Source organism: Acinetobacter higginsii (assembly GCF_000369845.1).
In the GTDB taxonomy this organism is placed as follows: Bacteria; Pseudomonadota; Gammaproteobacteria; order Pseudomonadales; family Moraxellaceae; genus Acinetobacter; species Acinetobacter higginsii.
This window is the reverse complement of the sequence record NZ_KB850211.1, coordinates 546,205-572,243: the sequence shown is the minus strand read 5'-3', so window position 1 is coordinate 572,243 and position 26,039 is coordinate 546,205. Positions and strand designations below refer to the sequence as shown.

Here is a 26,039-nt window from a genome sequence, read left to right as displayed (position 1 = left end):
ATTAATGAATTTTTTTCTGCCTTGCAAGTTATATTCCGTGACGATTGATTAATTTATGAAAAAACAAACCAAACAATGTCACGGAAATCAAGATTACGCTCGACCAAAAAGTTTGCCTAACCATTCAAATAATGAGTTTAAAAATTCAACGATGATATTCTTCGGATTATTGGGCTCAAGTTGAGAATCCGAGCTTTTCATATCCAAATCCACAATTACAGGGTCATGGTCTGAAGAACGATAAGCATCTGCCGAGAAGAACAAGGCCTTTTGCTCATCGGTTTTATATTCTTCGTTATAGTCCAATACTGTTGGTTCATCGGCATTGATATGCCATGCAAAAGTCTTGATTACACGTTTATACAAATTGGCATCGGCAATGGCATGATCAAGGTTACCTGCACCACCATAACCATCTGCATCACTCGCCACACCAAAGACATAGCTATAACCTTTATTACCCTCACCGACTTTGCTGTCATTGAGCAAAACTTTATAGTTGGCTTTCTCAAAACTTAAGATTGGATCTTCTTTGGCATAACTGTTCATATCACCTAACAGTAAGATATTCGGATTCTTCACTTGGGTTGGATTCTTGGCAATCCATTGGGTGAGTTGCTCAACCGCTTTCACTCGGGTCGGGTTCCAGCAGCCCTGACCATCGCGTTGATCTGCATCCAGAGAGTTTTCATCGACACCTCGACAGCTCTTCGATTTAAGATGATTTGGAATCACTGTAAAGATTTGTCCGCCCTGTACAGGTTTGAAGGATTGTGCGATGGTCGAACGGCTTTTATCCCCTAAATCCAATACCGCAGGCTTATTCACTGGCTGAACACGTTTACTGTTATAGATAATGGCAACCGCAATCACATCAGTACCGAGCTGATTGAGTCCTTCTGGAATCACATATTTCCAGTCTGGCCCTAAAGCTTTAGTCAAGTTAGCAACTGCACTATCACTGCCATAACCATTATTGGCAATTTCCATCAAACCATACACATCTGCATCGATTGATTTTAATGCATTGACGATTTTGGCATGTTGCTTATCAAATTCAGCCTGACTGTTGGCACCACGTTCCGTTGGGAAACCATTCTTGCCATTGTCATAGTTCAGCACGTTAAATGCCGCAGCACGAATATGTTTGCTTTGTTTAGCAGTAATTGTTGGACGCGGATTGGTCGTAGTCACTACTTCTGGCAAATTTGCCCCTGCAATCGGTTGTACACGCCAAGCATTAAAACGATATTCTAAAATACCTTGTGCGTTCTTTAACTGATAGCCCGAACGTAGCGTATTCAACGCACTAAAGTTTTGTGGCAACCACGGTGCACGGTTTTGATTGTTATAGCCATCATCAAAGATAATCTTAGAAAGTAAATTTTGTTGTGCTAAAGCCTTGGCTTCATTTGAAAGTGCAGGATAAAGATTGGTCGGAATAAATAAGCGACCAAGGCTTAGAGAAAGTTCGCCATAACGACCAAAATTATAGTTTTCACTTACCGTCAACGTTTGCGGTAATTTCACCAACATCCCTTGGTAACGCTTAGGTGAATTCCCTGCTGTATCGGTCAAACTGCTAAATGGCAAGTTCAAGTCCAGTGGTTGGATCAGCGATGCCATGTTCTGGTTACAGGTCTTAATATCCTGCTGCAACTGATCCAATTGAAGTTGGTTTTGATAACTGGTTAAACGACCACGCAGGATGACTTCATCACCAATTTGTCCACCTTTGACTGCACTGCTTGCAGGAATATAAACAAAAATCGCATTACTGACATTTGGCGTGGCTTTGCTATCAGGTGTTTGCACATAGAAACCTGAGAAACCATTGCTATAGCGATAATCCGCTGTGATTACACCACGAATGGTATAGTTTTGATTCTGAGTCGACTCGGCTAAACTGGCAATCGGTGTATCACTACTGCTACAGCTGACGGCATCAACAGGCGGTGTGGTGGTTGAACCGCTTAAATTCGAAAAATCATTTCGATCTGTCCATGCCTGCCAAGATTGGTCGAGGTCAAATGGACTAGTCGGATCAACACTCACTACAGGATTGTCTGTTTGAATGCGTTTAAAGCTATTCGCAGTACTGAATACCGTTGTACCCCAACCTGCCGTTGGACGCTCACCAATACGACCAAAACGATCTACGGGCGTACCGCGATAAAGCAACACAATCGCATCATCACCATTAAAAGATAATCCCGCAACTTGATTAACTTTATCGCCCAACTGCGCCTGTAATTCTGAACGACCAATCAGGAATTTTTGTTTACTGGCCAAGCTACCTTGTAAAGGAAAAGCCGCGGTTTTAACTGTGCCACCATTATTGAATTGCTGAATTTCATAATCGGCTAAATTCACTGTTGTGGCATCGGGGTTATAGATTTCCAGTCCCTTTTTATTGCTGCTGCCATCGACATATTGGCTAAACATCAATTGTGCATGCGCAGCAGAAAAGATTGAAGATGCGCCTAATAAACCTAGGCAAATGGCGATCGAATGGTATTTAAAATTGTTCATCGTTTTTTACTTAGTGTTAAAATTGTAATTAGGCTATGCAATTTCTGTGACAGCTACATGAAGCTTTTTTGACAAATTTTAAGCAATTTCAAAAATGACTGGCTAAATAAAATCACTTAAAGTTTGACTTGACCACCTGAACACTTAAAATACGGCATTTCTATATTTATATCTCCAGAATCATGTCAAACGATCAGTTAGAAACGCAAATTACGGAACTCGACAATTTGCCTGAGCACCGTGAAATTGTGACGTTTATGCGTCGTTCAGCTCCGCTCAATACTTCACAACGTACTGCTTTAGAAGATTATCGTGATTTAATTTTGGAATATCCTGTTGGTGATTTACGTCAACACTTTGAACATCCTGAGCGTCCATTAACGGTTGAAATCGGTTTTGGTATGGGTCGCTCTTTGGTGTTAATGGCGAAAGCTAATCCAGAACGTAACTTTGTTGGAATCGAAGTTCACGTACCTGGCATCGCACAATGTGTCTATGAAGCAGGTATGGCAGGCTTAAAGAACCTGTTTGTACTGGATGCCGATGCAATCCAAGTGTTACGTGAAATGCCAGACAACAGCATTAACTGCGTACAGCTTTACTTCCCAGATCCTTGGCAGAAGAAACGTCATTTTAAACGCCGCTTTGTGATTCATGAGCGTATGCAACTGGTTGAACAGAAGTTAGAGCTTGGTGGTACCTTCCATTCAGCAACTGACTGGGAACCGTATGCAGAGTGGATGCTTGATATCCTAGATAACCGTCCAGATATGGAAAACTTGGCAGGTAAAGGCAATAGCTACCCTCGCCCAGAATGGCGTCCAGTGACTAAATTTGAGCGTCGTGGTCTTGAATCTGGTCATAAGATTAATGATTTTATCTTTAAGAAAATTAAATAAGCTGATTTAGTTTTCGAAGGAAGCCACTCATTTTTAGTGGCTTTTTTATTAGATTTAAATTTAAATAATGCTTCTATTGCACTTCCTCTTTCAGAACACTATAAGGTAAATACATCTTTAAGCCTATATTGTATAAGGTAAAACTGGAGATAAAGAAAAAAATACCTGGCATGATATAGAATTCATAAGGAGCTGAAATTTTTAATATCTCTTTCAGAACAGCAATCCAGACCATTTGAATTAAAATAAATCCGAAAAATATCAACCACCCATTTATCTTACACTCATACCTAGTCAATAAAAATATAAAACCATATAAATCAACTTCCTCTTTTTTGTTAAGACCTTTAGTAAACTCATTTAGATATTGCTTGCTATCTAGCATAGCACTCATTTCAAATCGAATAAGGATATTAAATAAGATATAAAGTACGATATAGCTCCAAAAATATATTTCACCAACATTCAGTGAAACTGAAAGCGTGACCAACAGAAAAGAGAAAGAGGTCAAATATCCCCCAAGCAAACGATGCTGCGCATATAAAAGTGCATCAGGTTTAGCCTTAGCACGTCTATAAAGAAAAATACAAAAAAAGAAGTAAAGTAGACAAGAAGAAATAAATAAAAATTTTAGAAAATATGTACTTAAATCAAAAATTGTAATAAAACTCAGAAAAGCAAGTACACCTAGAGCGAAGTTCAATACAAAATGGTTTTTCACAAAATATTGATAATCAAATTCTGATATTTTTATCGACATTAAAAAAACACCTTTAAAAATCCTGCACCAGCCTAATTTAAAATGGCTAGTATGACTAAAAGCAGAATCTTTTTTAAAACCAATTCCAAAAAGCTAAATAGTCTGAAAAACGAATGGGTAAATCATTCCCTTTAACTTCAGCAACCTTATCAAATATCCATAAAAAACCATAAATACTGAAATAACATAAAAAGAAGGTGATGGTTTTAACGATTATTCCTAAAGCTGTTTCCTTAGCTTTCGGATGCCCCTGATTTGGATGCTTTTCATAATTATATGGATCATTAGTATCAACTACACACGCATCTTCAACCTGTTTAGACCATTTGGGTCTTTTGGCTATATGCATCACAAATGGACGGCCAATAAAAAAGATTAAGATAATAAAAAAACCAATACCGTTCACCAATAAAGCAAGAACAGTTTCATTGTATGTTTTTTGCACATCAACAATATAACGTGTTCCTTGAGCGGTTTTAGTTTCTTTAAAGCTATATACTTTAGCGGTAAAATACCAAGCCATTTTCATACTTTGTAGCAAGCTTTCTCTTTTCTTATCTAATGGAATCAACTTCCTTACTGCTTTATAACTTTCCTCAACACCGTCTTCCATATAACAACGAATATATTCCCAGTTTGATGCAAACCATAATGCTTCTGCATCCAAAGAAAATTGATAACCATCTTCTTCTGTATACTCAATTGTATGTGCAAATTTTACAAAAGGAAGACAAAATGCATCCTCAATAGTTCCATCCTCTGCGATTTTAGAAAAGCGGATGTCATATTCAGGTTTACGACGATTACCTGTATCAATACGTGTAAAAGCCACTTTAAGGTAATCCCAATCAAATACTCGAATATCATCTTTAGTTTTAAAAACATAAACTTTTCTATTTTTTCGGTTAAATCGAATCGGATAATGGGTATAACCAAACAGATCTTTTTTTAATAATATTTTATATATAAAAAATAAAAGCCCAGAAAAAGCAGCAATCAAAATTAAACCAAAAATATCAATCAGCTCAAATCCATCTAAAGCAATAACAAAAAACATTAACACGATCATCAATATAAAAAGAATCGATAGACCAATAGAAAAGAAATTAACCCCACCTCTCCAATTATAGGCTTTGTCTAGCACCTCTAAATAAGTTGAGTTAAATTGAATGGTGATATCTGCATCTACAGGTTCCACCCCTGTACTCTGCTTTTGATCCAGTTCTATTTTTTCTTCGATTTCATTGAATTTCTTCCCGATATAATTTCTATACGGAATAATTACACCTTGATAATTCGCCTGAATCATATAACACCTATTTTATACTGTATTTTTGCATCAGGTGGTTTCCATTTTCATCTGGTCTAAAACAAGCCAACATTGATCAATTCAGTTTTATCCCTCCTTAATCAAAGGAGGGAATTTTCAAAGAATAATAAGAAATGGCTACTATGATTAAAAGCAGAGCCCTTTTTAAAACCAATTCCAAAAAGCTAAATAGTCTGAAAAACGAATGGGTAAATCATTCCCTTTAACTTCAGCAACCTTATCAAATATCCATAAAAAACCATAAATACTGAAATAGCATAAAAAGAAGGTGATGGTTTTAACGATTATTCCTAAAGCTGTTTCCTTAGCTTTCGGATGCCCCTGATTTGGATGCTTTTCATAATTATATGGATCATTAGTATCAACTACACACGCATCTTCAACCTGTTTAGTCCATTTGGGTCTTTTGGCTATATGCATCACAAACGGACGGCCAATAAAACAAATCATTACAATAAAGAAAAATAGGCCTTTAAATAAATTAGAAAGAAATGCATCGCTATATGTTTTTTGAATATCAAGGAAATAACGTGTCCCTTGAGGTGTTTCTATTTCTTTAAAGCTATAGTCTTTAGGACTAAAATACCAAGCCATCTTCATGCTTTGTAGCAGGCTTTCTCTTTTTTTATCTAATGGAATCAATTTCCTTACCGCTTTATAACTTTCTTCGATATCCTCTTCCATATAACAACGAATATATTCCCAATTTGATGCAAATTGCGCAGCTTCGCCGCCAAAAGAAAACTGATAACCATCTGCTTCTGTATATTCAATCGTTTCTGCAAAATTTGTATAAGAGAGACTAAATGCATCCTCAATTGTTCCATCTTCTGAAAGTTGAGATAGACGGATATCATAGTCACGCTTACGAGAACTCCCAGTATCTATACGTGTAAATGCAACTTTAAGATGATCCCAGTCAAATATGCGGATATCATCTTTAGTTTTAAAGACATAGACTTTTCTATTTTTTCGGTTAAACCGAATCGGATAATGTGTGTAACCAAATAAATCATTCTTCAATATTTTTTTATATAAAAAAAATAACAAAGCAGAAAAACATGAAATTAATAACAAACCAAAAATATCAATTAGTTCAAATCCATCTATTTGTATAACTGCAATCATTAAAGCAATTCCGAACATACAAAATATAGACAATCCAATTGAAAAAAAGTTAACCCCACCTCTTAAATTATAAGCCTTATCTAATACTTCTAAATAGGTCGAGTTAAATTGAATAGTGATATCTGCATCTACAGGTTCCACACCTGTATTCTGCTTTTGATCTAGCTCTATTTTCTCTTCAATTTCATCGAATTTTTTTCCCACATAATTGTTATATGGAACCATTACACCTTGGTAACTAACACGTAGCATACTTAATTTACTCTAATTATTTAGCAATTGCTTTCATGGCTTTTTCAAACTCACTTTGCATCAGATTATAAGTACCATATCTTTCTTTTGATAATGTACCAAAACTACAACGCTCAACCCAATCTTGTAGTGCATTGTCTTTCAGTTTAGAAATACCGATTGAAATCAAGATCATTAGACCTGCACCAATGGCAATAATCCAACCAAGCATTGGGATACTTAAACTACTAATAGCAAGGACGGCTAAGCTTGAGCCAATAATCATATTTGCCCCATATAAATAAGATAAACTCCTATTGCCTTCCTGATAGGCATTATAGCCTGCATAACCATCTATAATCGCTACCCCAAAACCAGCAATACCTCCTAACAGTCTAGCAACGAGGCCTACATTTCTTTGTAAACTAATTATGTTGGTATTTGGTGTTCGATACACACCCAAACTTTTTTCTATCGTGGTTGCAATTGCCGCACCGACAGCGGAAACACCAAGACCAAAACGAATCATATTTTCAGTTTCATCATTTTTCATCGTGGTATCACCAAAAGCGTCGTCATACAACTTGGTCAATACCCAGCCTTGAAATGCGCCAACCAGTGCTGACGAACCAATTGCAAAAGAGGACTTTACACTCGCACCAACACCACTAACTCTAGTCTGCATGGTGTTTTTCCAGTCATCATTCCATTTTTGAATAGATGTTTCTGACTCTAAACTCTTTGCAAAATCTGAAACACTGACACCTTTTTTAAAAATACTTTCAACAACAACCAACTCTCTTTTTATTTGTGCTTTGCTTAATCCAGTTTCGTTGACCAAATCATCTATTCTATACTTTAACTGGACTTCTAATGCTGCTCGATGTCGTTGTAAATATGCAGCTGAACTTCCGCCTTGTTGTAGACTTAAAGAAATCATTCGGCCTGCGACTGCACGTGCCATTTTTTTGGTTCGAACCCCACGTACATCTAATACACGAAGTTTTAAGTTATACATCATTGCCATACTCAGTACAGCAATCCCGCCTTGAGTTGCCTTTAATAGACCTTGGCAGAGCATATTAAACAAAGGACCAAATGTTAAGGCAATGGTTGCACCCAGTTTATCTAAATGGATTCCTGTGGTATTTGAAACATTTTTTTCTAAACTATCTGAAAATGCACTAAATAGAGCATCCCAAGGAATATCTCTAAATGGATTTTCTACAGCAGGTTTTAACTTTGAAAAACTATCAATAATCTTGCTTTTAACCACATCAAAATTAAGTGCCAAAGCATTTAAAACAAAATTGTCATCGCTAAACTTTTGTGCTCTGAGTTTTTTTGCAAGTTCAATTCTCACAGGATCTAAAGCACAGCTTCCCCCCAATGCTAGCGTTGCTTCATGCGCATAACACACACCACTGTCAATATTTTTAGAATCAAATTGATACTTAAAATATGAAATTGTTCTTTCAAAGTTTATCCATAGCTTTATCATAATCGCCAAAGGATAAATATGGCTTTTGTCATACGCCATTTGATTGTTTTTTATTTCTGTAATTTTCGCTGTTCTTTGAGTAGCACTAAACTTTTTTGCATATTTAGCCCACTCACTTTCAATATTTCCTCGTAGTTCTTTTTGCCGTTGTTCATCAAATTTTTTTTCGGTCATTTGTGCAGGATCAAAACCAAACCGAGCTTGCCGTTGGAGTCGTAATTGCTGCATACTTTTTAATTCTGATTCACGATTTTCAATCGATTGTTTGGTGAGACTCTGCGGAATCCCTGCTTGTAAAGCGGATAATGTCACATCAGAAAAAAATGCTCTTTTTACATCATCCTGATTTACAAACTTCGCCCCTTTTTCTTCAATGGCGACTTGAATATCAACCATTAATGCCACTGGATCATGCAAAGCAACAATAATGCCCTTGCCTTTAGCAAGCCGTTCACTTTCATTAATCAACGATTGAGTAACAGTGCTGTTAAAATTCGTATTTTTAACTTTAGACAACTCTGTAATTGGACAGTGAAATTCACCCTTGCTTTGCCCGACAATAACGGGGCTCATATGAGCCGCTCTATATGCTGGTTTTTTATGAAGCTGTATGATCCGACTAGTCCATAAATGAGCGCTGTACGCTAACCAAATTTTTCTAGACACATTCGCCTTCGGAATCGTAATAAGCATCCCATTCATTAGTTTCCGCATTTCTTTTTTGCAAGGTTCATGCATCTTTGTTGTTGTTTCTACATTAAGAAAAGTACCAATTGTTTTTTTTGCAAATGTGCCAAATTGATCTTTCACAAAATAATAAAAACTGTTATCCAACTCATCAAAGACATAAATATATCCCGTTTTTCGAATTGGCGTTACTTCGTAAGTCATCCCACTACTAGATAATTTAGGGTAGTTTTTAGGAATTGTAATAGAGGGTTTTATATTAGAAACATTTGAGCTAAATCCAAAACGACTCACAAATATAGGTAGTCCCTGTTTATCACATACATTACAACCTTTATTACTCGCCATTTTCTTTCTCACTTAACTTTTCTTTATATATAAAATTAATTAGTTCATTCATATTTTGGTTAAAATCTTTAGAAATTTCATTTCCAAGGTCATCGTAGTCTGTGGTTAATTCACTTCTAATTTTTGAATTAATCAGGTCAATCTCATCAAAATTTATAACTGGTGCTTCGACTTTTTGTTTATTGACTTCAAAATATTGATGATTTATTGAAACCACCCATTTAGAAATATCATCTTGTAATTTCTTATAAATTGACATATTCAACAAAGCACTCAACTGGGAGAGATGAATTGCAACTCTTGGATCATAAAATCTAAATACAAATTTTTCTGATTTTCTTTTATAAACCATTAACTCAGCTAAAAAATCTTTGATCTCTTCAATTTGTTTATCTGAATAAAGATAGGTTTGAAACATGCTCATTTGATCAAAGCCACTAAAAGCATTGGTGTGAGTTTTTTTACCAACTAAGTTCCATAGTTGTTCTTTTTTCTCATTGGAAAGATTCTTTAAATCTATCAATGTGGGAGTGAGTTCTGGGCGTCTAAAAACATTTAAACCAATAAAATGGTGTTCGACGTTTAGGTCTTTTAATATTGAATGTGCACTGCCCCATAGTGAAGCATCAAAAATAATATAATTCGCTTCAAAAATAATGGACTCAGGCGCATCAATTTTAGTAACAAAGTTTTTTGGTATATCATCCATATCAATTAACTAACCTTTATCAGCGGAGATCCATTTTCTGCTGCATTTTGAGCTTGAATATCACAATCTAATGACTTTAATTCTACTGTTTTCATTTGTGCAGTTTGCCCGCCCATAAACAAATGCTGCCCCGCCTTCACCTCAAACTTGCCGCCTGTGATTGGAAAAATACCCGAACCATCCAGCTTAATTTGAGAACCACCCGAAGTAATCACAATCTCTTTCGGACTGGTAATCTCAATACGATCTTCAGTCGAAATGATTTGAATCCCTTGCTTAGCAAGTAAATCTATTCCATCCGACTGTGCCTGCACCTCATACTTGCCTTTGGCCGCCACCTGTTTAATCCCATTCTGTGCGGCAAAGAGGCTGATTCTGTCTTGAGCATGACTAATCATGTTCTTTTGCGTACTTAGATTGATACTGTCGCCTGCAAACTGATTGATCTGTCCATCTGCCGATAAATGAATATCTTCATTGGTACTCAGAGCAATCCCCTCAGGTGAGCTCAGTAACAGCATCGCTTTATTAAACTTGGCAATATCAGATTCAATTTCTTCTGCAAAAGCTTTCAACTGATCCAGCGATTCTATTTCATCGGTCTGCTGATTCTTCGCAACTTCACTTAAGGCTTTGGCATTGTTTTGATTGCCTTCGAGTTGCTGTTTAGCAACTTGGGCATCCAGATGTTCGCCTTGGGCTTGATCCTGTTTATGCGTGGAAACGAGAAGACCTTCACCTGCACGTACTGCACCCCACTGGTCGGTGCGCAGCTCAAAACCTTCACCGCGATCTTCACTTTCTGCTGTTGCTTTAGGGTGACTCAGCTTGCCAAGGTTGAGTTGGCTAGCAGCATGGCTGCTTTGCAACTGAGCACTGATCTGACCTGTGGTGTCATCAAAGCGTAGTTGGTTAAAACCTTCGCCCTGATATTCTTTGGACTTAATTCCTGCCAGTTTCTTGGTGTCAGGCAGCTTGCCTGCATGGTCGAATTTGGTTGGGCTACGATGGCCTTCATGAATTCTTCCCACTACAAAGGGACGGTCGATATTGCCATCAAAGAAGTCGATGACTACGATTTCATCAATACGTGGCAAGAAGCGTGCACCATAGCCTTCACCAGCCCAAGGCGTCAGTACATCCACCCAAGCCGAATCGGTGTCGTTGTCATTGGCACCCGCACCACCATCGTGGCTGTGATCGTCATTGCGAGTAAATAGGAAGCGGACTTTAATTCGTCCCCATTCATCTACATAGATTTCTTCACCGCTTGGCCCAACCACTTTGGCACGTTGTGGTGAAGCTGTTGGACGGTGTTGTAAGGGATTAAATTCAGGAACAGTTTTGATATTTCGGCGTTGCAGAATCAGCTGGTTGGCTTGGCGTTCTTCATTATTAGATTGAGTCGGTTGCCAGTTGCTTTGTGCTAATAATTGATTGATCTGTTGATGTAGATCTTTAGGCAAGTTGTTTTGGTTATAGAAGTTTTTGCCTGTAATCAGGAATTCTTTATCACTGCCATCATGCTGATCAATTTCAGGGTGTTCAGCCAATTCAAACCAGTAACCGACATGGGTATCGCGCACGGTAGTATGGGCTGTAAATTGTTTGGATTGTAAGTCGTAGTATTGACCCAAGTTCCGATTCAGCTTTTCAATTTGAGCATTGCCCGATGGGGTTGCGCCATCTTCCCCATTCAGGTCTTGCATCCATGCAGGTGAAAAGTGCCATGCCTGCTCTAGTCCTAGGCTGGCATTGTCATATTGTTCACTGTGTTTATGGGTACTTTGTACACTGCCTGCACCATCTTCTTGTTCCAGTGCATCGGCTTGCCAGCGTTGTACATGCACACTGCTCGGCTGTAGAGAGCGTTGCCCGACCAGACTGGTCATGCTGTCATATTGTTCAGTGGCACTACTACGGTGGTAACGAATCTGACGACGATCGAGTGCTTGGTATTGGCTATTGTCATCAATCAGACGTAGTTTTTGCGGCTGAATCGCGGCACTGCTTTGCGCGACGGTTCGTTCAGCTTCATCAATGAGCCAGTTAATCGATTCGCTCCGTAGCAAACGCGTCAGGAAGTCGTAATCAACTTCCGAATGTTGCATGATAAAGGGACGAACATCGTAATCTTGGCTCAGTCCACTTAAATCAAGCGTTAAGCTTGATGCAAATAAGGGACTTTTTTGTTGCCACTCTTTGAAGATAATTTCCACCACATCACGCACGCTCTTGTTCATAAACACGCGGCTGTTGCGGCGTTGTTTCCACAGTGCAGTTGGATCTTCTAAAGTCAGTTTATAGACAGTGAGGCTGCCGTCTGATTGTCCTTGTAAGGCTTGAGTAATAATCCCTGTGACACGGGTGAGTTGACCTTGATCAGTGACGCTATCAATTGCTGCTTGGCTGCCGATGAACTGTTTCAGGGGAATGGTCGCATTGGTCGATAGGCAAATCAGTTCTGCCTTAAATCCATCATTCAGTTGATGCTGACCATCAATACGTTGTAGGAAGACTTGAGTATTTAAATTTTGATTGGAAAATTGAATATGAATTGCACGTTTTTGTGCAGTCAAACCTAAATTGTCTAAAGCTTGAAATATATTAACCAACATCTTTTTATATAAAATTAAATCAAATTTTAGGCATGGTATACAAAACAGACTGATTTGTCTATTTTGTATAATTATTGTTAAATCGATTTAATGATGGCGTTTTAAAATAGATTCACTGATAAGACCATAGATATTCTGCAAGTCTGGCCGATTAGAATCTGCTAATAATTGGCTATGCATACTTAATATATTTTGGTCGCCTCGCATCGCAGGGCCTGTCTGCATATCCTTGGGATTATTGGCTGTGGCTTTATTTGCGGTCTCTAAAATCAGTGGGTAGAGCAAACTAAAATCAACCTGCTCTGCATCAACGATCTGCTTCGCCATGTCATAACAATAATTACTAAAATTGCAAGCAAATACCGCCGCTAAATGCAAGGTCAAACGTTGTGTAGAACTATATTGGTAGACACGTTGGCTTAAACTGTTGGCTAATTCGGTTAATAAGGTTAAGTCCTGTTGCTGTACTGCCTCCACAAATAAAGGGGTATCTGCCCAATTCACATCCCTTTCCATACTAAAGGTTTGCAGAGGATAGAACACACCCACGCGTGGATGTCTTTGTTCCAGTATCGATAAAGCAGTACTTCCCGAAGTATGTACAATCAGATTTTCAGCGAGATGGGGCGCAATCGAATCAATCACGTTGCGAATCGCCTGATCACTGACTGCAATAATCACCAAATCGGTTTGCGTATCCAACTGTTGCACATCGTCAATTGCTTGGGCATTGACTTGGTCTGCAAGGGTCTGAGCATGTTGTAGATTCCGACTAAAGATTTGTACAACCTGATGCTGCAACTGCAATACTTTGGCCAAATGGGTTGCAACACGACCTGCTCCAATCAATGTAATTCGCATAATATTTATCTTAAAACCATCGCTGTGCTAAGCATGCCAATAAAAAAAGGACGAATCAATTCGTCCTTCTTGCTGTTGCTTACTTAATTGACATTATTGAGATAGACAATGCGCTCAATGGTACGTTGGGTAAAGCATTTGGTGTACTGCATCTCTTGATCTTGTTGACGCATTGCATCATTCCAATAGCGTGATTGCTTTTGATAAGTTTCCAAGTCTTTTTCAGGAATATCAGATACATGCTTTTGAGCAAGTACCTTACAATCAACATCACGTTTTTCAAACCAATCAGACTGGTCTTGCTGCAACTGTGCTTTTTGCTCTGGACTAAACTTGTCCCAAGTTTGATTTAAGCGTTCAACCTGCTGTGCTTTTTCAGCATCCAACTCTTTCTTGCGAATATCCATTGCTTTTTGAGCCAAGCCCATTTGTGCCGACTCTTCTGCATCATATTGCTGCTGAGCTTGCTCATTGCTTTGTTCAATCAAGCGGTTTTCTTTTAAATAAGCCACATATTGCACAGCTTTGGTCGCCATAAAGACCACACCATCAATCACTGCATTTTGATCAGGAATATTAAACACTAAACCATCTTTGTCGGTCTTAGTGATGTCATAGAAAAAGCTACCTTTGAGCTTGTCATCTTCTAAAGTCAGAGAATATTCATTATCGGCAAAATAATCAGCTAAAGTACTGGCGCTATAATCGCCTTCACACTCTTCACAATTTTTTTGCTGCTCAGCATAAGCATTCTCCGCACGCTTTTGTAAGCCTTTCGGGAATTGAACAATTAACTGACTTTCACAGCTCAATTGTGTTTTTGATGCTTGCTCGCCTTCTGCTGCATCTAAGGTACGCACATTTTTAATTTCGAATTTCAGACCTTTATTGATTTTGTCCAGAACATCATAGTCTGCCTGATACTGACTTTCTCTTAGACTACGCTCGATTTGTTTTAAATAATCTTTTTTGAGTGCCGCTTGAATATTATTCAAGTTATCTTGATTAGTACAACTCCACTCAGCGACTGCCGCATCCGTATTTTCAACTTTATCTTTCGGTTTGAACTTATCACACCCTGTTAATAACACTGCTGCGGTTAATGTTGTGAATATAAAAAACTTATTCATATTAGTGCTCTGTTATCTTGTTTTTCGCGCGTATTCTACTCAATTTAAATCCATACTTTCGAGTCTTTTATTTGACTTTATTTAGGTGTTCGCATTTAAAATCATATTCACTCAAATAAACAATTAAAATAAAAGGAGTTATTTTCTCAATAACTCCTTTAGAACTTCAACAAACCATCAATTAAGGAGTAATTGAAAACTCAATACGGCGATTTTTAAAACGTCCTTCTTCAGTTGCATTATCTGCAACAGGATTATCTGCACCATGCCCCACCGCTGTGAGTTGAGCCGCATCCACCCCTTGACTGACTAAATAATCAACCACCGCCTGTGCACGTTTTTGTGATAGCGTTTTATTGCTATTGGCATTACCTGTTGAATCGGTATAACCCGCAACGGTCAGTTTTGCATCTTTGGTATTTTTCATTAAGCCAGCGGCTTTATCCAAGATTGCTTTGTTTTCATCTGGAATCTGGTTGGATCCCGTTGAGAAATTAATAATCTGTAGATTAAGTGCTTTAATTACGGCATTAATATCAACCTGATTGGCATCAATGCTTGCCAATGCATCCTGTGCTGCATTTAGACTATTACTTACCGAATCAGCAGCACTAACAGGCGCTTCGACAACCACCTCGGTATTTGGTACTAATCCTTTAATCTTGCCAAGCAACTCATTGAGTTTAGCTGCATCTGCACCTTTTAAGGTGATCTTATCACCCACCCATTCCAAGGAAACATTTGGAACCCCTTTAAGCAATCCCAAAACACCTGCTAGTCCTGCTTGATCAGTAAACGAGCCTACATGTGTTGCAGCCGTACCTGCTGTATCTACCGTACAGTCCTGATTAGAAGAAAAAACTTCTTTGACCTTGGCCTGAATACTGGCAAGGAACCCTTGATCACCAACCATGACCTGACACTGTGCAACATGACCATTAGCATCGGTGGTTAATGCCAAGCTCGCCGGCGCAATCATCGTACCGACTTGTGATGCCGGTGAATCCTCATTACTTACAGGCACTTCCATTTGTTTATGTTGACATGACTTCCACAACCATGCGACCAACAATCCCAAAATAATCAGCGCTACAATCGGTAGCCAAGCACGTGACTTACTTCCTGTCGTCGCAGTTGCGCTGGCGAAGCTGGTTGTGGAGGCTGTAGCACTCGAAACGAGACCTAAAGGTGCAAGCAAACCTACCGCCCATGCAGGTAACAGCGCACGAATTGAATCAGCATGCTGTTTTAAATAATTAACAATGCTTTGGGTATCATTACCCGCTTCACTGGTTAAAGCAGCAAGGCTGACTGGAAGCGCTTGGTTTAATGTTTGCTCTGCTTCAGCTATGGGAAGCTGACCGCCAGTAAGATTGGATAATAATGCATTTTTAACTTGATCATTATGACCAAATAAATCGAATAAGGAAGGTGAAATCGACTCTTTTAGTTTCTGAATCAATTCAGGTTTTGCAGCTAAAATCGAAAGAAAAATCGGGTAAAATTTAGATAACAGCGCACTTTTCTCGTTCGCCAATCCGTCTTGACCATTCACAAGCACAGAAGTCACTTTCTGCTTTAGCAGTTCTATTGGGTTTATTGACATTGTTATTCTCTCCAACACATTAAATTTATAATATTCAGATCGCTTAAGAAAAATGCGAAGCACAAGCAAACTGATGCTTTTTCATTCTAAACATTTGTGTGTTTTTTATTCATTTTTATATCATTTAAATACAATACTTACATCACACTTTACAAAACCGAGTAAAAGCCAAATCGCTTTAGATCATCATTCAGTTGAGTTATAAATTGTGCGATAAGGAATAATTTCATCTTCATAATAAGGCATTTTACTTGCTTAATTGATATAGAAACAGCAAGGAAAAACTCGCAAAAATGAGTGTAAGAAACGGAAATAAACGATAAGATTTCTTTTCAGGCGCTATCTCAACCGGCTCAGTAATTTCTTCTAATGACACTGCTACGCTTGGAACATCATCTAATAGAGCAAGCACCTCCTCCGACCAATTTGGCAACAGTCCATTTATCGATTCTTGATGTTCACGAAGGTAATGAATAATGCTGATTGCATCATTTCCGATTTCATTTGAAAGTACTGCTAGACTCTTCGGGATCGCTCGATTTAATGTGATTTCTACCTCTGCAACCGAAACTTTACCTGCTGCCAACCTTAACAGTAATGCATTTTTTACTTTTTCATTTTCTTCCATCAGGTCAAAAACAGAAGGTGTCAGCTTCTCTTTTAACTGATCAACAAGTTCTGGTTTCTGTAAAAAACGATGCAAAAAAATAGGATAAAATCTTGATAAAACATCATTTTTTTCATTTACTAGACATGTTTGATCATTGACAATAATAGAGGATACTTTTTGCTTAAGCAGCTCCATTGGGTGAATAGCCATATGATTTAGCTCCAATTATTTCAATTGTTTAATTCTCATTTTTTATAATTTTATGTAAAGCACATCTCATTTATTTTCTTACTTTAATCTAATTTTTTTATTTTTATCAGTTTTGTAAAATTTAAATACAATATCTACATCACACTTTACAAAGCAGAATAAGACTTGATCGCCCTATTCTGCCGTTTGCATATCATTTATGCGAAGGTCGTCATCACCTTACCTGTCAGCTGTTGACCAAGTAATGGCGTATTTTTACCTTGAGACAGGATGCTGTCTTTAGACACCGTCCACTGTAGTTCTGGATCAATCAACACCCAACCGGCTTCTTGCAACCAACGATCCGTCATATTGGCCACTTGTGCTGGAATAGAGGTGACTTTCTCCACCCATTCCAAAGGTTCAAACACACCTTCTTGAATCAACTGCACACCTAAACCGACATAGGTATCAAAAGCAGTAATCCCTGGCTGTGTTTCAGCAAATGGAGCCATTTTCGCTGAGCTACTAAGGGGTTCATGATGGGTACAGATTGCATCAATCACGCCTTCTTTCACACCTTGGCGCAATAATGCTTTATCTTGCTCAGAACGTAACGGTGGGCGTACATGGGCAAGTGAGTTAAAACCATCGGTCAGTTGCTCAGTTAGATGTAACTGATGCATTGCAACATCGGCAGTGACAGGTAAACCTTTGGCTTTTGCTGCACGGATCAAATCAACCGAAGCACCACAAGACAGTAGACCAAAGTGTGCTTTCACGCCTGTTGCTTCAATCATGATCAAGTATTTGGCAATCGCAACAGTTTCAGCAATCGCAGGAATCATGGGTAAACCTTGGCGAGAAGCAATAAAACCTTCGTGTGCACACCCATCTTTGGCAATTTGTGGTTCTTCTGCATAGAACACGACCGTCAAGCCCAAACCTGCTGCATATTCCAGAGTACGAATGACCACATCATCATTTTCAAAGCTTGCATTGGCATTTGAAACCGCAGTACATCCACCCTTCTTCAATCCCGCCATATTAGCAGGTTGTTTGCCATTCAGACCTTGGGTCTGCGCACCGATAATTTGTAGATAAATGCCACCATCCAATTGTGCTTTTTCAATCAAGCCATGAATTAAAGCGCCATTATCTTGAACAATTGGTTTTGAATCAGGTGGTGTTATCACATGCAAAATACCATTGGCACGCGCCGCTTTACCTTCTGACTTTAAGGTTCCATGCTGTTGTTGCCCTGGTTCACGTAGACGTGCACAAAGATCAACCATGGTTGGCATTAACCATTTGCCTTGACCATCAATGGTTTCATTGACTTGATCTACTGCATCAACCAACTTGCCATTTTCGATATACACCGTTTTGACTTGATCAGTTTTTTGAATTGGATCGAGCACACGGACATTTTCAATTTTTACTATACTCATGTGATCTATCCTTTACAGCGCAATCGCTTCAATTAAACCTTGTTCTTGTAACTGCCCTTGCATCGCAAGTGCCAACACTGCCATACGAACTGCAATCCCATTGGTGACTTGCTTCAAAATAACAGATTGATCACCATCGGCAACGCTTGAATCAATTTCAACTCCACGGTTCATTGGCCCCGGATGCATCACGATGCAATCAGGCTTAGCCAATGCCAAACGCTCTTTGTTTAAGCCGTACATTTTATAGAATTCAGCTTGTGAAGATAATGCAGGTGAATCAATACGTTCATTTTGAATACGTAAGGCAATAATCACATCACAGTCTTTTACGCCTTCATCCATTTTGTTAAACAGACGTACATGTTCGCCATATTCATCAAAGGCCACTGGCAATAAGGTATTTGGCGCAATCACACGAATGTCTTTACAACCCAATGTTTGCAATGCCGCTACATTTGAGCGTGCGACGCGTGAATGCTTGATATCACCAATAATCGCAACCGTTAATTCTTCAAAAGGCTTTTGGGTTTCACGACGGATGGTCAACATATCCAGCATGGCTTGGGTAGGATGCGCATGACGACCATCACCTGCATTGATAATGGCAACTTTAGGGCACACATCTTTGGCAATAAAGTGTGCTGCACCAGAAGATGAATGACGTACCACAAAGATATCCGCCGCCATGGCTTCCAAATTCCAAAGCGTATCGCGTAAAGTTTCCCCCTTAGAGGTACTTGAACGTGCAATATCAATATTTAAGACATTGGCAGACAAACGCTTTGCTGCAGCCTCAAACGTAGTACGGGTACGCGTGGAGTTTTCAAAGAAAAGATTCATCACAGTCAGTCCTTCAAGCAACGGACGATTGATCAAGTTATTATTTTCATCTAAGAAGCTTTGCGCTGTATCTAGAATCTTGGTTAAGGTTTCTTTAGAAAGACCTTCAATTGTTAAAAAGTGCTTGAGATTTCCTTGTTGATTGAGCTGGATCTGACTCAAAGTATGCAATGCCGCCAAGTGCATAAGAGATTCCTAACACGTTAAGTTAACGCATTATACAGACTTTGGATTTCATTCGCAGTTGAACTTTTCAGCACTTAAGTAAAAATCTTTTAGATCTTTTCCATGATCTTATTTTTATTCAATATCAGAACATAGATTCTGAATATTGATCCAATACAAATACTCCAAAATAAAGATAAGGATGTAAGCATCATCTCTACATCCTTTTAATATTCTATTTTTTAATGACTTATAATTTACCTTAATGCACCAATATAGTGATGATGTACCTGTGCTTGATAAATTTCTTCATCGGTAACTTCCATGGAATAAGTTTCCAAAATCTCAGCCGGTTGTTTCTCAGTTGCAGTTTTTGTCTCCACCACCAATGGATTTGGCTCAGGATATAAATCAATCAATGGGCTTAAACGATGTACAAAACGTTCCAACTCTGGGTCCTGAGTTGTTAAGGCGATATCCAGCACATGCTTGGCATAATCTTTATTGTTAACGAGATACATTACATCGATCACACGACCACAGACACGTCTTAAACGGACATACATTTGAGTTGCAATCGTAAAAGCTTCAGCGTTGACCAATACTTCGTTATTCATGCTTTCTTTCATAAAGTCCTCACATCATTGGGAGAAATATTTACTGATAATTCATCAAGAGAAAAGCAAAAGCTGTACCAACTATTAAAATAAAAAAATAAAAATGCACTTGATCACATTTTTGAATCACCCAAACACAGATAAAATTATTCAAAAAATATCGATTAATGCAGAATAAAGCTGACAATCACACAAATATGCACCGACAGAGCAAGCAAAAATCAGTTAAAATATGCGATTGCTAAAAATGTTTTTGGAAATTTGAATGAATGCTAAACAACGTCTAACAGACTATTGGGTGACCTGTGCAGACGGGCTTGAAACCTTATTACAACAAGAGCTTGAAGATTTAGGCATTCAAAATATCCAACGTTTTGCTGGGCGTCTAGTGTTTAAAGGCACACTTGAAAATGCATATCGGGTTTGTATGTGGTCACGCCTTGCCTCTCGCGTGCTTTTACCGATTCATACCCACGAACTTGAACATACCCATGACGCACGTGATGTCGCTGAAGAACTCTATGAAGGCGCGATTAGCTTTGACTGGTCACTGATTTTTGCACCACAAAGTACCTTTGCAGTCCGCTTACATGTTGAACGTGAAATCAAGGTTAATACACAGTTCGCGACCCTACGAGTTAAAGATGGTGTAGTGGATTCCTTTATGGAAGCCGTTGGTAAGCGTCCGAGCATTGATATCAAGCAGCCTGAAATTACCCTATACGCTCTAGCAGGTAAAACTGAACATACTTATTGCTTAGACTTATCTGGTGATTCTTTACATAAGCGCGGCTACCGACGCTATATGACCGATGCACCCATTAAAGAAAACTTGGCAGCAGCGATTCTACAAAAAGCCCAATTATCAAAATACCAACCAGATATTATTCTTGACCCAATGTGTGGTTCAGGCACATTTATTATCGAATCTCTACTCATTTTAACAGACCGTGCACCAGGCTTAGTGCGTCGTTTTGGCTTTAATGGTTGGCATGGTCATGACCATGAACTTTGGTTAAGATTAAAAGCTGAAGCTGCTGAACGTCATGAAAAGGCTTTAGAACAGCCACTACCTAAATTCTATGCTTATGATGCTGATTGGGAAGCCGTAAAAGCAACGCGTCAAAACATCATTGCGGCTGGTTTCGAAAAATTACTCGATCAAATTCAGATTGAAGAACGTACCTTGGCCGATTGGGATAACTTCCATGCCGAAGGTAAAAAAGCATTTATCGTTACAAATCCTCCTTATGGCGAACGTTTAGGTGATAAAGCCTCTAGTCGTGCATTTTATCTAGGTTTATCTGGACTGTTACAAAAGAATTTCCCAAATCAGTCTGTGGCTGTCATTGCGGCACAAATTGAACAAGCAGATGTACTTGCTATTAACGATCCCCAAACCTTACGTTTAATGAATGGTAAATTACCAATTTATATCCGTTTTGGTACCGTTAAACCTGCAACAGTGACACAACCTTTCCTTGCCACTTGGCAGCCACAACAGTTTGAAAAAATTGAAGGTGCCGAAGACTTTACCAATCGCTTGCAAAAAAATATGCAAACATTGAAAAAATGGGCAGTCAAAGAAAATGTCTTCTGTTTACGTTTATATGATGCCGATTTGCCTGACTTTAACGTCGCAGTCGACTTATATGGCGATCGTTTGCATGTTCAAGAATACGCGCCACCAAAAACCATTGATCCAGAAAAAGCAAAAAAACGTTTTAACCTTGCTCTTGCTGCCATCCGTGCTGTGACCGGTTTAGGTCGTGATGCCATCTTTATTAAAACACGTGCAAAACAAGCGGGTGCAAACCAATACACGAAACAGAGTACTGCCTCTAAACGATTTATCGTTCAGGAAGGCAAAGCACGTATCTTGGTAAATTTGACTGATTATTTGGATACGGGGTTATTCTTGGACCATCGTCAGATGCGTTTAAGAATTGCCAAAGAAGCGCGAGGCAAGCATTTCTTAAATCTTTATAGCTACACTTCTACAGCAAGTCTACATGCCGCTTTAGGTGGTGCAGCAAGTACGACCAGTGTCGATTTATCCAATACTTACTTAAATTGGTCGAAAGAAAACTTTGTACTCAATGGTTTGACTGTCGATCATGCAGATGAACAGCACATGTTCTTTGCAAGTGATTGCTTTGAATGGCTAAAAGAAGGTCATGAGCAATATGACTTGATTTTCATTGACCCACCAACCTTCTCAAACTCTAAGAAGTTCTATGGAACTTTTGACGTACAGCGTGACCACGTTTCACTTCTTAAACGTGCCATGAATCGCTTAACCAGTGATGGAACCCTGTACTTCTCAAATAACTATCGTGGTTTTGAGTTAGATGAAGAAATTGAGGCGATGTATCAGGTTGAAGAGATCACCTCTGAAACAATTGGTCCAGATTTTAAACGGAATCAAAAAATTCATCGTGCTTGGAAAATTCAACACCCTGCTATTTAATCACTAGCTCGGCTTTTACGTCATCGTTATAAGTCACATGAACATTGCCTGACTCGAACTCATAAATCATGTAGCGATCAGGTGGCTGTTCATGTGGTTTGATGGTCGCAGCCCGCTTATCTCGATTATCAACAGCCAACACTTTCTTCTGCTCTTCATGAGGTGATAAAACGCCTCCTAAGATCGTACTGACACGAATATCACCCAAGTATTTATCACTCAAGATCCGTTGCGAACGCCAACGTTCTTCTTCAGGCTTTAAGGCATCTTGTTGCGCTTTAATGAGAATACTGGGAAGTGCATTATTCAGCATAGCAGTTTGTAAGGCGAGCGTCCCTTCACTCAATGGTTGTGCGGCATGCACCATTGAAGATAAGGCAGTCATCAACAAAATTACACAAGCATTTGTGCAATGATGTCTGTTCTTTTCCATTGCAATTCATCCTGAATTTTTTTCTTATTTGTTCCGAAACTATCAAGTTTTTCACAAAGTCGCAATGTTATTGGTAATATTCCTGCAAAAATCTGACCAGTTGCACTGATACAAAAAAAGATGGTGATTTTCATCACCATCTTTTTAGCCAAACGTTCAAATTTCGCTTAACTCAGTTTCATTTTATCAAAGACCAGATGACCACTTTCACCTTTGATTAAAATGTTATCCCCCGGCTGGAATTCCCCAGACAAGATTTTCTGAGCCAAGTTATTCTCCACTTGTTGCTGAATCGCACGTTTTAATGGACGTGCACCGTATACAGGGTCAAAACCAGCATCGATCAATAGATCAAAAGCGCTATCATCCACAGTTAAGCCCATATCACGATCGCTCAAGCGTGAACGTAAACGATCTAACTGAATATCCGCAATGCCACGAATCTGTGCCTTTTGCAGTGAATGGAAAACCACCAACTCATCAATACGGTTAATAAACTCTGGACGGAAATGCTGTGTAACAGCATTCATGACCACAGCACGAACCTCGTCATCGGTTGCGCCTTCACCCAGTTCACGCACATCTTGTGAACCAAGGTTCGAGGTCATCACAATCACCGTATTTTTAAAGTCGATCACACGACCTTGTGAGTCAGTTAAGCGCCCATCATCTAACACCTGTAGCAGGATGTTAAATACATCTGGATGCGCTTTTTCCACCTCATCAAATAACACCACACTGTAAGGTTTACGGCGTACAGCTTCAGTGAGTACACCACCTTCTTCATAACCAACATAGCCCGGAGGCGCACCGACCAAACGACTGACCGAGTGTTTTTCCATGAACTCAGACATATCAATGCGGATCATGGCATCATCACTGTCAAACAAGAAGTTCGCCAATGCTTTGGTCAACTCAGTTTTACCCACACCTGTTGGTCCAAGGAACAAGAATGAGCCACTTGGACGATTCGGGTCAGATAAGCCCGCACGTGAACGACGGACTGCATTGGAAACAGCAACCACTGCTTCATCTTGTCCAACCACACGGTTATGCAAGAACTCTTCCATATTCAGCAGTTTTTCACGTTCACCCTGCAACATTTTCGCCACTGGGATACCTGTTGCCGCACTGACCACTTCAGCAATTTCATTCTCAGTCACTTTGGTACGAATCAGTTTCGGCTCTTCATTTTCCTCAGCAACCTCAGCTTGTTCCAAGCGTTTCTGTAACTCTGGAATCACGCCATATTGCAAACGTGCAGCTTCCGCCAAATCACCTTCTCGTTTTGCTTTTTCTAAAGCAACACGTGCTTGATCCAGTTCAACTTGTGCTTTTTTATCACCTTCAACCAGCGTTTTCTCGGCTTTCCAAATCTCTTCTAGATCGTTGTACTCTTTTTGCTTTTCAGCAATTTGATGTTCAAGATGATTGACCTCGGCTTTACTACCAGCATCTTCATCTTTTTTCACCGCTTCCAATTGCATTTTCAATTGGATTAATCGACGATCAAGTTTATCCAAAGCTTCAGGCTTCGAGTCGATTTCCATTTTGATCCGTGATGCTGCTTCATCAATCAGATCAATAGCCTTGTCAGGTAATTGACGATCCGTGATATAACGATGTGACATTTTCGCCGCAGCAATAATGGCTGAGTCTAAAATTTGCACCCCATGATGGGTTGCATATTTTTCTTTTAGACCACGTAATATCGCAATCGTGTCTTCTACACTCGGCTCATCAACGAGCACTTTTTGGAAACGGCGTTCAAGTGCCGCATCTTTCTCGATGTATTGACGATATTCATCCAATGTCGTTGCACCTACACAGCGCAATTCACCACGCGCTAAAGCAGGTTTCAACATATTACCTGCATCCATCGCGCCATCACCCTTACCAGCACCGACGAGAGTATGTAACTCATCAATAAACAGGATGATCTCACCTTCATGTTTAGCAAGGTCTTTGAGAACCGCTTTTAAACGCTCTTCAAACTCACCACGATATTTTGCACCTGCAAGCAATGAGCCCAAGTCTAATGACAGTACACGCTTATTCTTCAAGCCTTCAGGCACTTCACCATTGACGATACGTTGTGCTAAACCTTCCACAATTGCGGTTTTACCTACCCCTGGTTCACCAATCAGGACAGGATTGTTTTTGGTACGACGTGATAAAACCTGAATGGTACGACGAATTTCATCATCACGACCAATCACAGGATCGAGCTTGCCCGCTAAAGCACGCTCAGTTAAGTCAATGGTATATTTATTGAGTGAGTCACGTTGATCTTCGTGATTATTGCTCATAACTTTGTCATTTCCTCGAATATTTTCAATTACTTTGCGTAAGCTTTCTGGTGTTACACCAACACTATTTAAAATGCTTTTGGTTTCACCTGTTTCTGTCAGCCCCAACAACACCCAATCGGTTGATAAAAATTCATCACCTGCTTTTTGTGCATAGCGGTCAGCTAAATTCAGTGCCTTTACCGCTTCAGGATTCAAATTGATATCACCAGTAGGATTCGCCAACGTTGGTGCATTCTCTAACGCTTGTTCAAGTTTTTGCTTTAACTCTGGTAAACGTGCGCCCGCTTGTTGCAATAAACTCAGATTGGCAGGTTCTTTCAAAAGAGTCGACAAAATATGAATCCCTGCAATCGCAGTATGATCCTGACCCATTGCCAATGATTGCGCGTCTGAGAGTGCTTGCTGTAAACGGTTTGTAAATTTTTCAAATCGCATTCTTGTTATTCCTCACAACAAATTCTTAACTTATCACTTAGATGGGAACGCTTTTTAAAATTTCAAATAAAATTTATATATTTTTCAATATTTTATAAAAATTTAAAGAAATAAAACTCAGTATTAATATGGGTGTATAAACGATCCATTTCAAGTATATTTTGTATAATTTTT

19 protein-coding genes are annotated in these 26,039 nt (G+C 39.1%); 2 read left to right on the top strand and 17 right to left on the bottom strand.

Annotated features, from left to right (window positions below; genetic code table 11):
* Window positions 1-93: 93 nt before the first annotated feature.
* Entirely contained in the window at window positions 94-2,532 is a 2,439-nt protein-coding gene (locus F885_RS17265; RefSeq protein ID WP_005313138.1) for an ExeM/NucH family extracellular endonuclease, read from the bottom strand.
* A gap of 182 nt (window positions 2,533-2,714) precedes the next feature.
* Between F885_RS17265 and trmB the strand changes: the two genes are divergently transcribed.
* The gene (gene trmB / locus F885_RS17270; RefSeq protein WP_004654068.1) at window positions 2,715-3,431 is read left to right on the top strand and encodes a tRNA (guanosine(46)-N7)-methyltransferase TrmB; all 717 of its coding nucleotides are present in this window, start codon (window positions 2,715-2,717) and stop codon (window positions 3,429-3,431) included.
* A 73-nt stretch (window positions 3,432-3,504) separates the two neighbouring features.
* Here trmB and F885_RS17275 read toward each other — a convergent pair whose 3' ends face one another.
* The 13 genes from F885_RS17275 to F885_RS17335 form a co-directional block, all read right to left on the bottom strand.
* The gene (locus F885_RS17275) at window positions 3,505-4,191 is read right to left on the bottom strand and encodes a hypothetical protein (RefSeq protein ID WP_005313134.1); all 687 of its coding nucleotides are present in this window, start codon (window positions 4,189-4,191) and stop codon (window positions 3,505-3,507) included.
* A 73-nt stretch (window positions 4,192-4,264) separates the two neighbouring features.
* The gene (locus tag F885_RS17280) at window positions 4,265-5,500 is read right to left on the bottom strand and encodes a DUF6708 domain-containing protein (protein WP_005313130.1); all 1,236 of its coding nucleotides are present in this window, start codon (window positions 5,498-5,500) and stop codon (window positions 4,265-4,267) included.
* A gap of 165 nt (window positions 5,501-5,665) precedes the next feature.
* Complete coding sequence (locus tag F885_RS17285) at window positions 5,666-6,901, bottom strand: DUF6708 domain-containing protein (RefSeq protein ID WP_005313129.1); 1,236 nt, start codon at window positions 6,899-6,901, stop codon at window positions 5,666-5,668.
* A 16-nt stretch (window positions 6,902-6,917) separates the two neighbouring features.
* Window positions 6,918-9,416, bottom strand: coding sequence for a T6SS effector BTH_I2691 family protein (locus tag F885_RS17290; protein ID WP_005313127.1), 2,499 nt, complete (start codon window positions 9,414-9,416; stop codon window positions 6,918-6,920).
* Window positions 9,406-10,125 carry a DUF4123 domain-containing protein gene (locus tag F885_RS17295; RefSeq protein ID WP_005313125.1) on the bottom strand — a complete coding sequence of 240 codons (720 nt, stop codon included), beginning with the start codon at window positions 10,123-10,125 and terminating at the stop codon, window positions 9,406-9,408. Before F885_RS17295 ends, F885_RS17290 begins: the two co-directional genes overlap by 11 nt.
* A gap of 5 nt (window positions 10,126-10,130) precedes the next feature.
* Window positions 10,131-12,743, bottom strand: coding sequence for a type VI secretion system Vgr family protein (locus F885_RS17300; RefSeq protein WP_005313122.1), 2,613 nt, complete (start codon window positions 12,741-12,743; stop codon window positions 10,131-10,133).
* Between the two features lie 87 nt (window positions 12,744-12,830).
* Window positions 12,831-13,604, bottom strand: coding sequence for a Rossmann-like and DUF2520 domain-containing protein (locus F885_RS17305; protein ID WP_005313120.1), 774 nt, complete (start codon window positions 13,602-13,604; stop codon window positions 12,831-12,833).
* Between the two features lie 83 nt (window positions 13,605-13,687).
* Window positions 13,688-14,734, bottom strand: coding sequence for a hypothetical protein (locus tag F885_RS17310; RefSeq protein ID WP_005313118.1), 1,047 nt, complete (start codon window positions 14,732-14,734; stop codon window positions 13,688-13,690).
* A 181-nt stretch (window positions 14,735-14,915) separates the two neighbouring features.
* Window positions 14,916-16,340: an OmpA family protein gene (locus tag F885_RS17315; protein ID WP_005313116.1), complete on the bottom strand. Its 1,425-nt coding sequence runs from the start codon at window positions 16,338-16,340 to the stop codon at window positions 14,916-14,918.
* A gap of 247 nt (window positions 16,341-16,587) precedes the next feature.
* Window positions 16,588-17,160 (bottom strand): hypothetical protein, encoded by a 573-nt coding sequence (locus tag F885_RS17320; protein WP_005313113.1) that lies wholly within the window; start codon window positions 17,158-17,160, stop codon window positions 16,588-16,590.
* A 197-nt stretch (window positions 17,161-17,357) separates the two neighbouring features.
* Window positions 17,358-18,590, bottom strand: coding sequence for a dihydroorotase (locus tag F885_RS17325; protein WP_005313110.1), 1,233 nt, complete (start codon window positions 18,588-18,590; stop codon window positions 17,358-17,360).
* Window positions 18,591-18,602: 12 nt separating this feature from the next.
* Window positions 18,603-19,619, bottom strand: a complete 1,017-nt coding sequence (locus F885_RS17330; RefSeq protein ID WP_004806347.1) for an aspartate carbamoyltransferase catalytic subunit — start codon at window positions 19,617-19,619, stop codon at window positions 18,603-18,605.
* Between the two features lie 236 nt (window positions 19,620-19,855).
* Window positions 19,856-20,227: a hypothetical protein gene (locus F885_RS17335; protein WP_004806346.1), complete on the bottom strand. Its 372-nt coding sequence runs from the start codon at window positions 20,225-20,227 to the stop codon at window positions 19,856-19,858.
* 253 nt (window positions 20,228-20,480) lie between these two features.
* Here F885_RS17335 and rlmKL point away from each other — a divergent pair, with 253 nt between their 5' ends.
* Window positions 20,481-22,685 (top strand): bifunctional 23S rRNA (guanine(2069)-N(7))-methyltransferase RlmK/23S rRNA (guanine(2445)-N(2))-methyltransferase RlmL, encoded by a 2,205-nt coding sequence (gene rlmKL / locus F885_RS17340; protein WP_005204447.1) that lies wholly within the window; start codon window positions 20,481-20,483, stop codon window positions 22,683-22,685.
* On the opposite strand, the gene F885_RS17345 is transcribed toward rlmKL, so the two are convergent.
* From F885_RS17345 to clpB, 3 genes are read right to left on the bottom strand one after another with little or no spacing between them, the layout of a single operon-like run.
* Entirely contained in the window at window positions 22,678-23,118 is a 441-nt protein-coding gene (locus F885_RS17345) for a hypothetical protein (RefSeq protein WP_004806342.1), read from the bottom strand. The genes rlmKL and F885_RS17345 overlap by 8 nt on opposite strands.
* Window positions 23,079-23,258, bottom strand: a complete 180-nt coding sequence (locus F885_RS20890) for a hypothetical protein (protein ID WP_017402360.1) — start codon at window positions 23,256-23,258, stop codon at window positions 23,079-23,081. The genes F885_RS17345 and F885_RS20890 overlap by 40 nt, the downstream gene beginning before the upstream one ends.
* Window positions 23,259-23,285: 27 nt before the next feature.
* Complete coding sequence (gene clpB, locus F885_RS17350) at window positions 23,286-25,865, bottom strand: ATP-dependent chaperone ClpB (RefSeq protein ID WP_004806339.1); 2,580 nt, start codon at window positions 25,863-25,865, stop codon at window positions 23,286-23,288.
* Between the last annotated feature and the right edge of the window lie 174 nt (window positions 25,866-26,039).

Excerpts from the sequence above, each read along its gene's own strand:
- F885_RS17265 (WP_005313138.1), bottom strand. The coding sequence starts at position 2,532 with ATGAACAATTTTAAATACCATTCGATCGCCATTTGCCTAGGTTTATTA.
- trmB (WP_004654068.1), top strand. The coding sequence starts at position 2,715 with ATGTCAAACGATCAGTTAGAAACGCAAATTACGGAACTCGACAATTTG.
- F885_RS17275 (WP_005313134.1), bottom strand. The coding sequence starts at position 4,191 with ATGTCGATAAAAATATCAGAATTTGATTATCAATATTTTGTGAAAAAC.
- F885_RS17280 (WP_005313130.1), bottom strand. The coding sequence starts at position 5,500 with ATGATTCAGGCGAATTATCAAGGTGTAATTATTCCGTATAGAAATTAT.
- F885_RS17285 (WP_005313129.1), bottom strand. The coding sequence starts at position 6,901 with ATGCTACGTGTTAGTTACCAAGGTGTAATGGTTCCATATAACAATTAT.
- F885_RS17290 (WP_005313127.1), bottom strand. The coding sequence starts at position 9,416 with ATGGCGAGTAATAAAGGTTGTAATGTATGTGATAAACAGGGACTACCT.
- F885_RS17295 (WP_005313125.1), bottom strand. The coding sequence starts at position 10,125 with ATGGATGATATACCAAAAAACTTTGTTACTAAAATTGATGCGCCTGAG.
- F885_RS17300 (WP_005313122.1), bottom strand. The coding sequence starts at position 12,743 with ATGTTGGTTAATATATTTCAAGCTTTAGACAATTTAGGTTTGACTGCA.
- F885_RS17305 (WP_005313120.1), bottom strand. The coding sequence starts at position 13,604 with ATGCGAATTACATTGATTGGAGCAGGTCGTGTTGCAACCCATTTGGCC.
- F885_RS17310 (WP_005313118.1), bottom strand. The coding sequence starts at position 14,734 with ATGAATAAGTTTTTTATATTCACAACATTAACCGCAGCAGTGTTATTA.
- F885_RS17315 (WP_005313116.1), bottom strand. The coding sequence starts at position 16,340 with ATGTCAATAAACCCAATAGAACTGCTAAAGCAGAAAGTGACTTCTGTG.
- F885_RS17320 (WP_005313113.1), bottom strand. The coding sequence starts at position 17,160 with ATGGCTATTCACCCAATGGAGCTGCTTAAGCAAAAAGTATCCTCTATT.
- F885_RS17325 (WP_005313110.1), bottom strand. The coding sequence starts at position 18,590 with ATGAGTATAGTAAAAATTGAAAATGTCCGTGTGCTCGATCCAATTCAA.
- F885_RS17330 (WP_004806347.1), bottom strand. The coding sequence starts at position 19,619 with ATGCACTTGGCGGCATTGCATACTTTGAGTCAGATCCAGCTCAATCAA.
- F885_RS17335 (WP_004806346.1), bottom strand. The coding sequence starts at position 20,227 with ATGAAAGAAAGCATGAATAACGAAGTATTGGTCAACGCTGAAGCTTTT.
- rlmKL (WP_005204447.1), top strand. The coding sequence starts at position 20,481 with ATGAATGCTAAACAACGTCTAACAGACTATTGGGTGACCTGTGCAGAC.
- F885_RS17345 (WP_004806342.1), bottom strand. The coding sequence starts at position 23,118 with ATGGAAAAGAACAGACATCATTGCACAAATGCTTGTGTAATTTTGTTG.
- F885_RS20890 (WP_017402360.1), bottom strand. The coding sequence starts at position 23,258 with ATGGTGATGAAAATCACCATCTTTTTTTGTATCAGTGCAACTGGTCAG.
- clpB (WP_004806339.1), bottom strand. The coding sequence starts at position 25,865 with ATGCGATTTGAAAAATTTACAAACCGTTTACAGCAAGCACTCTCAGAC.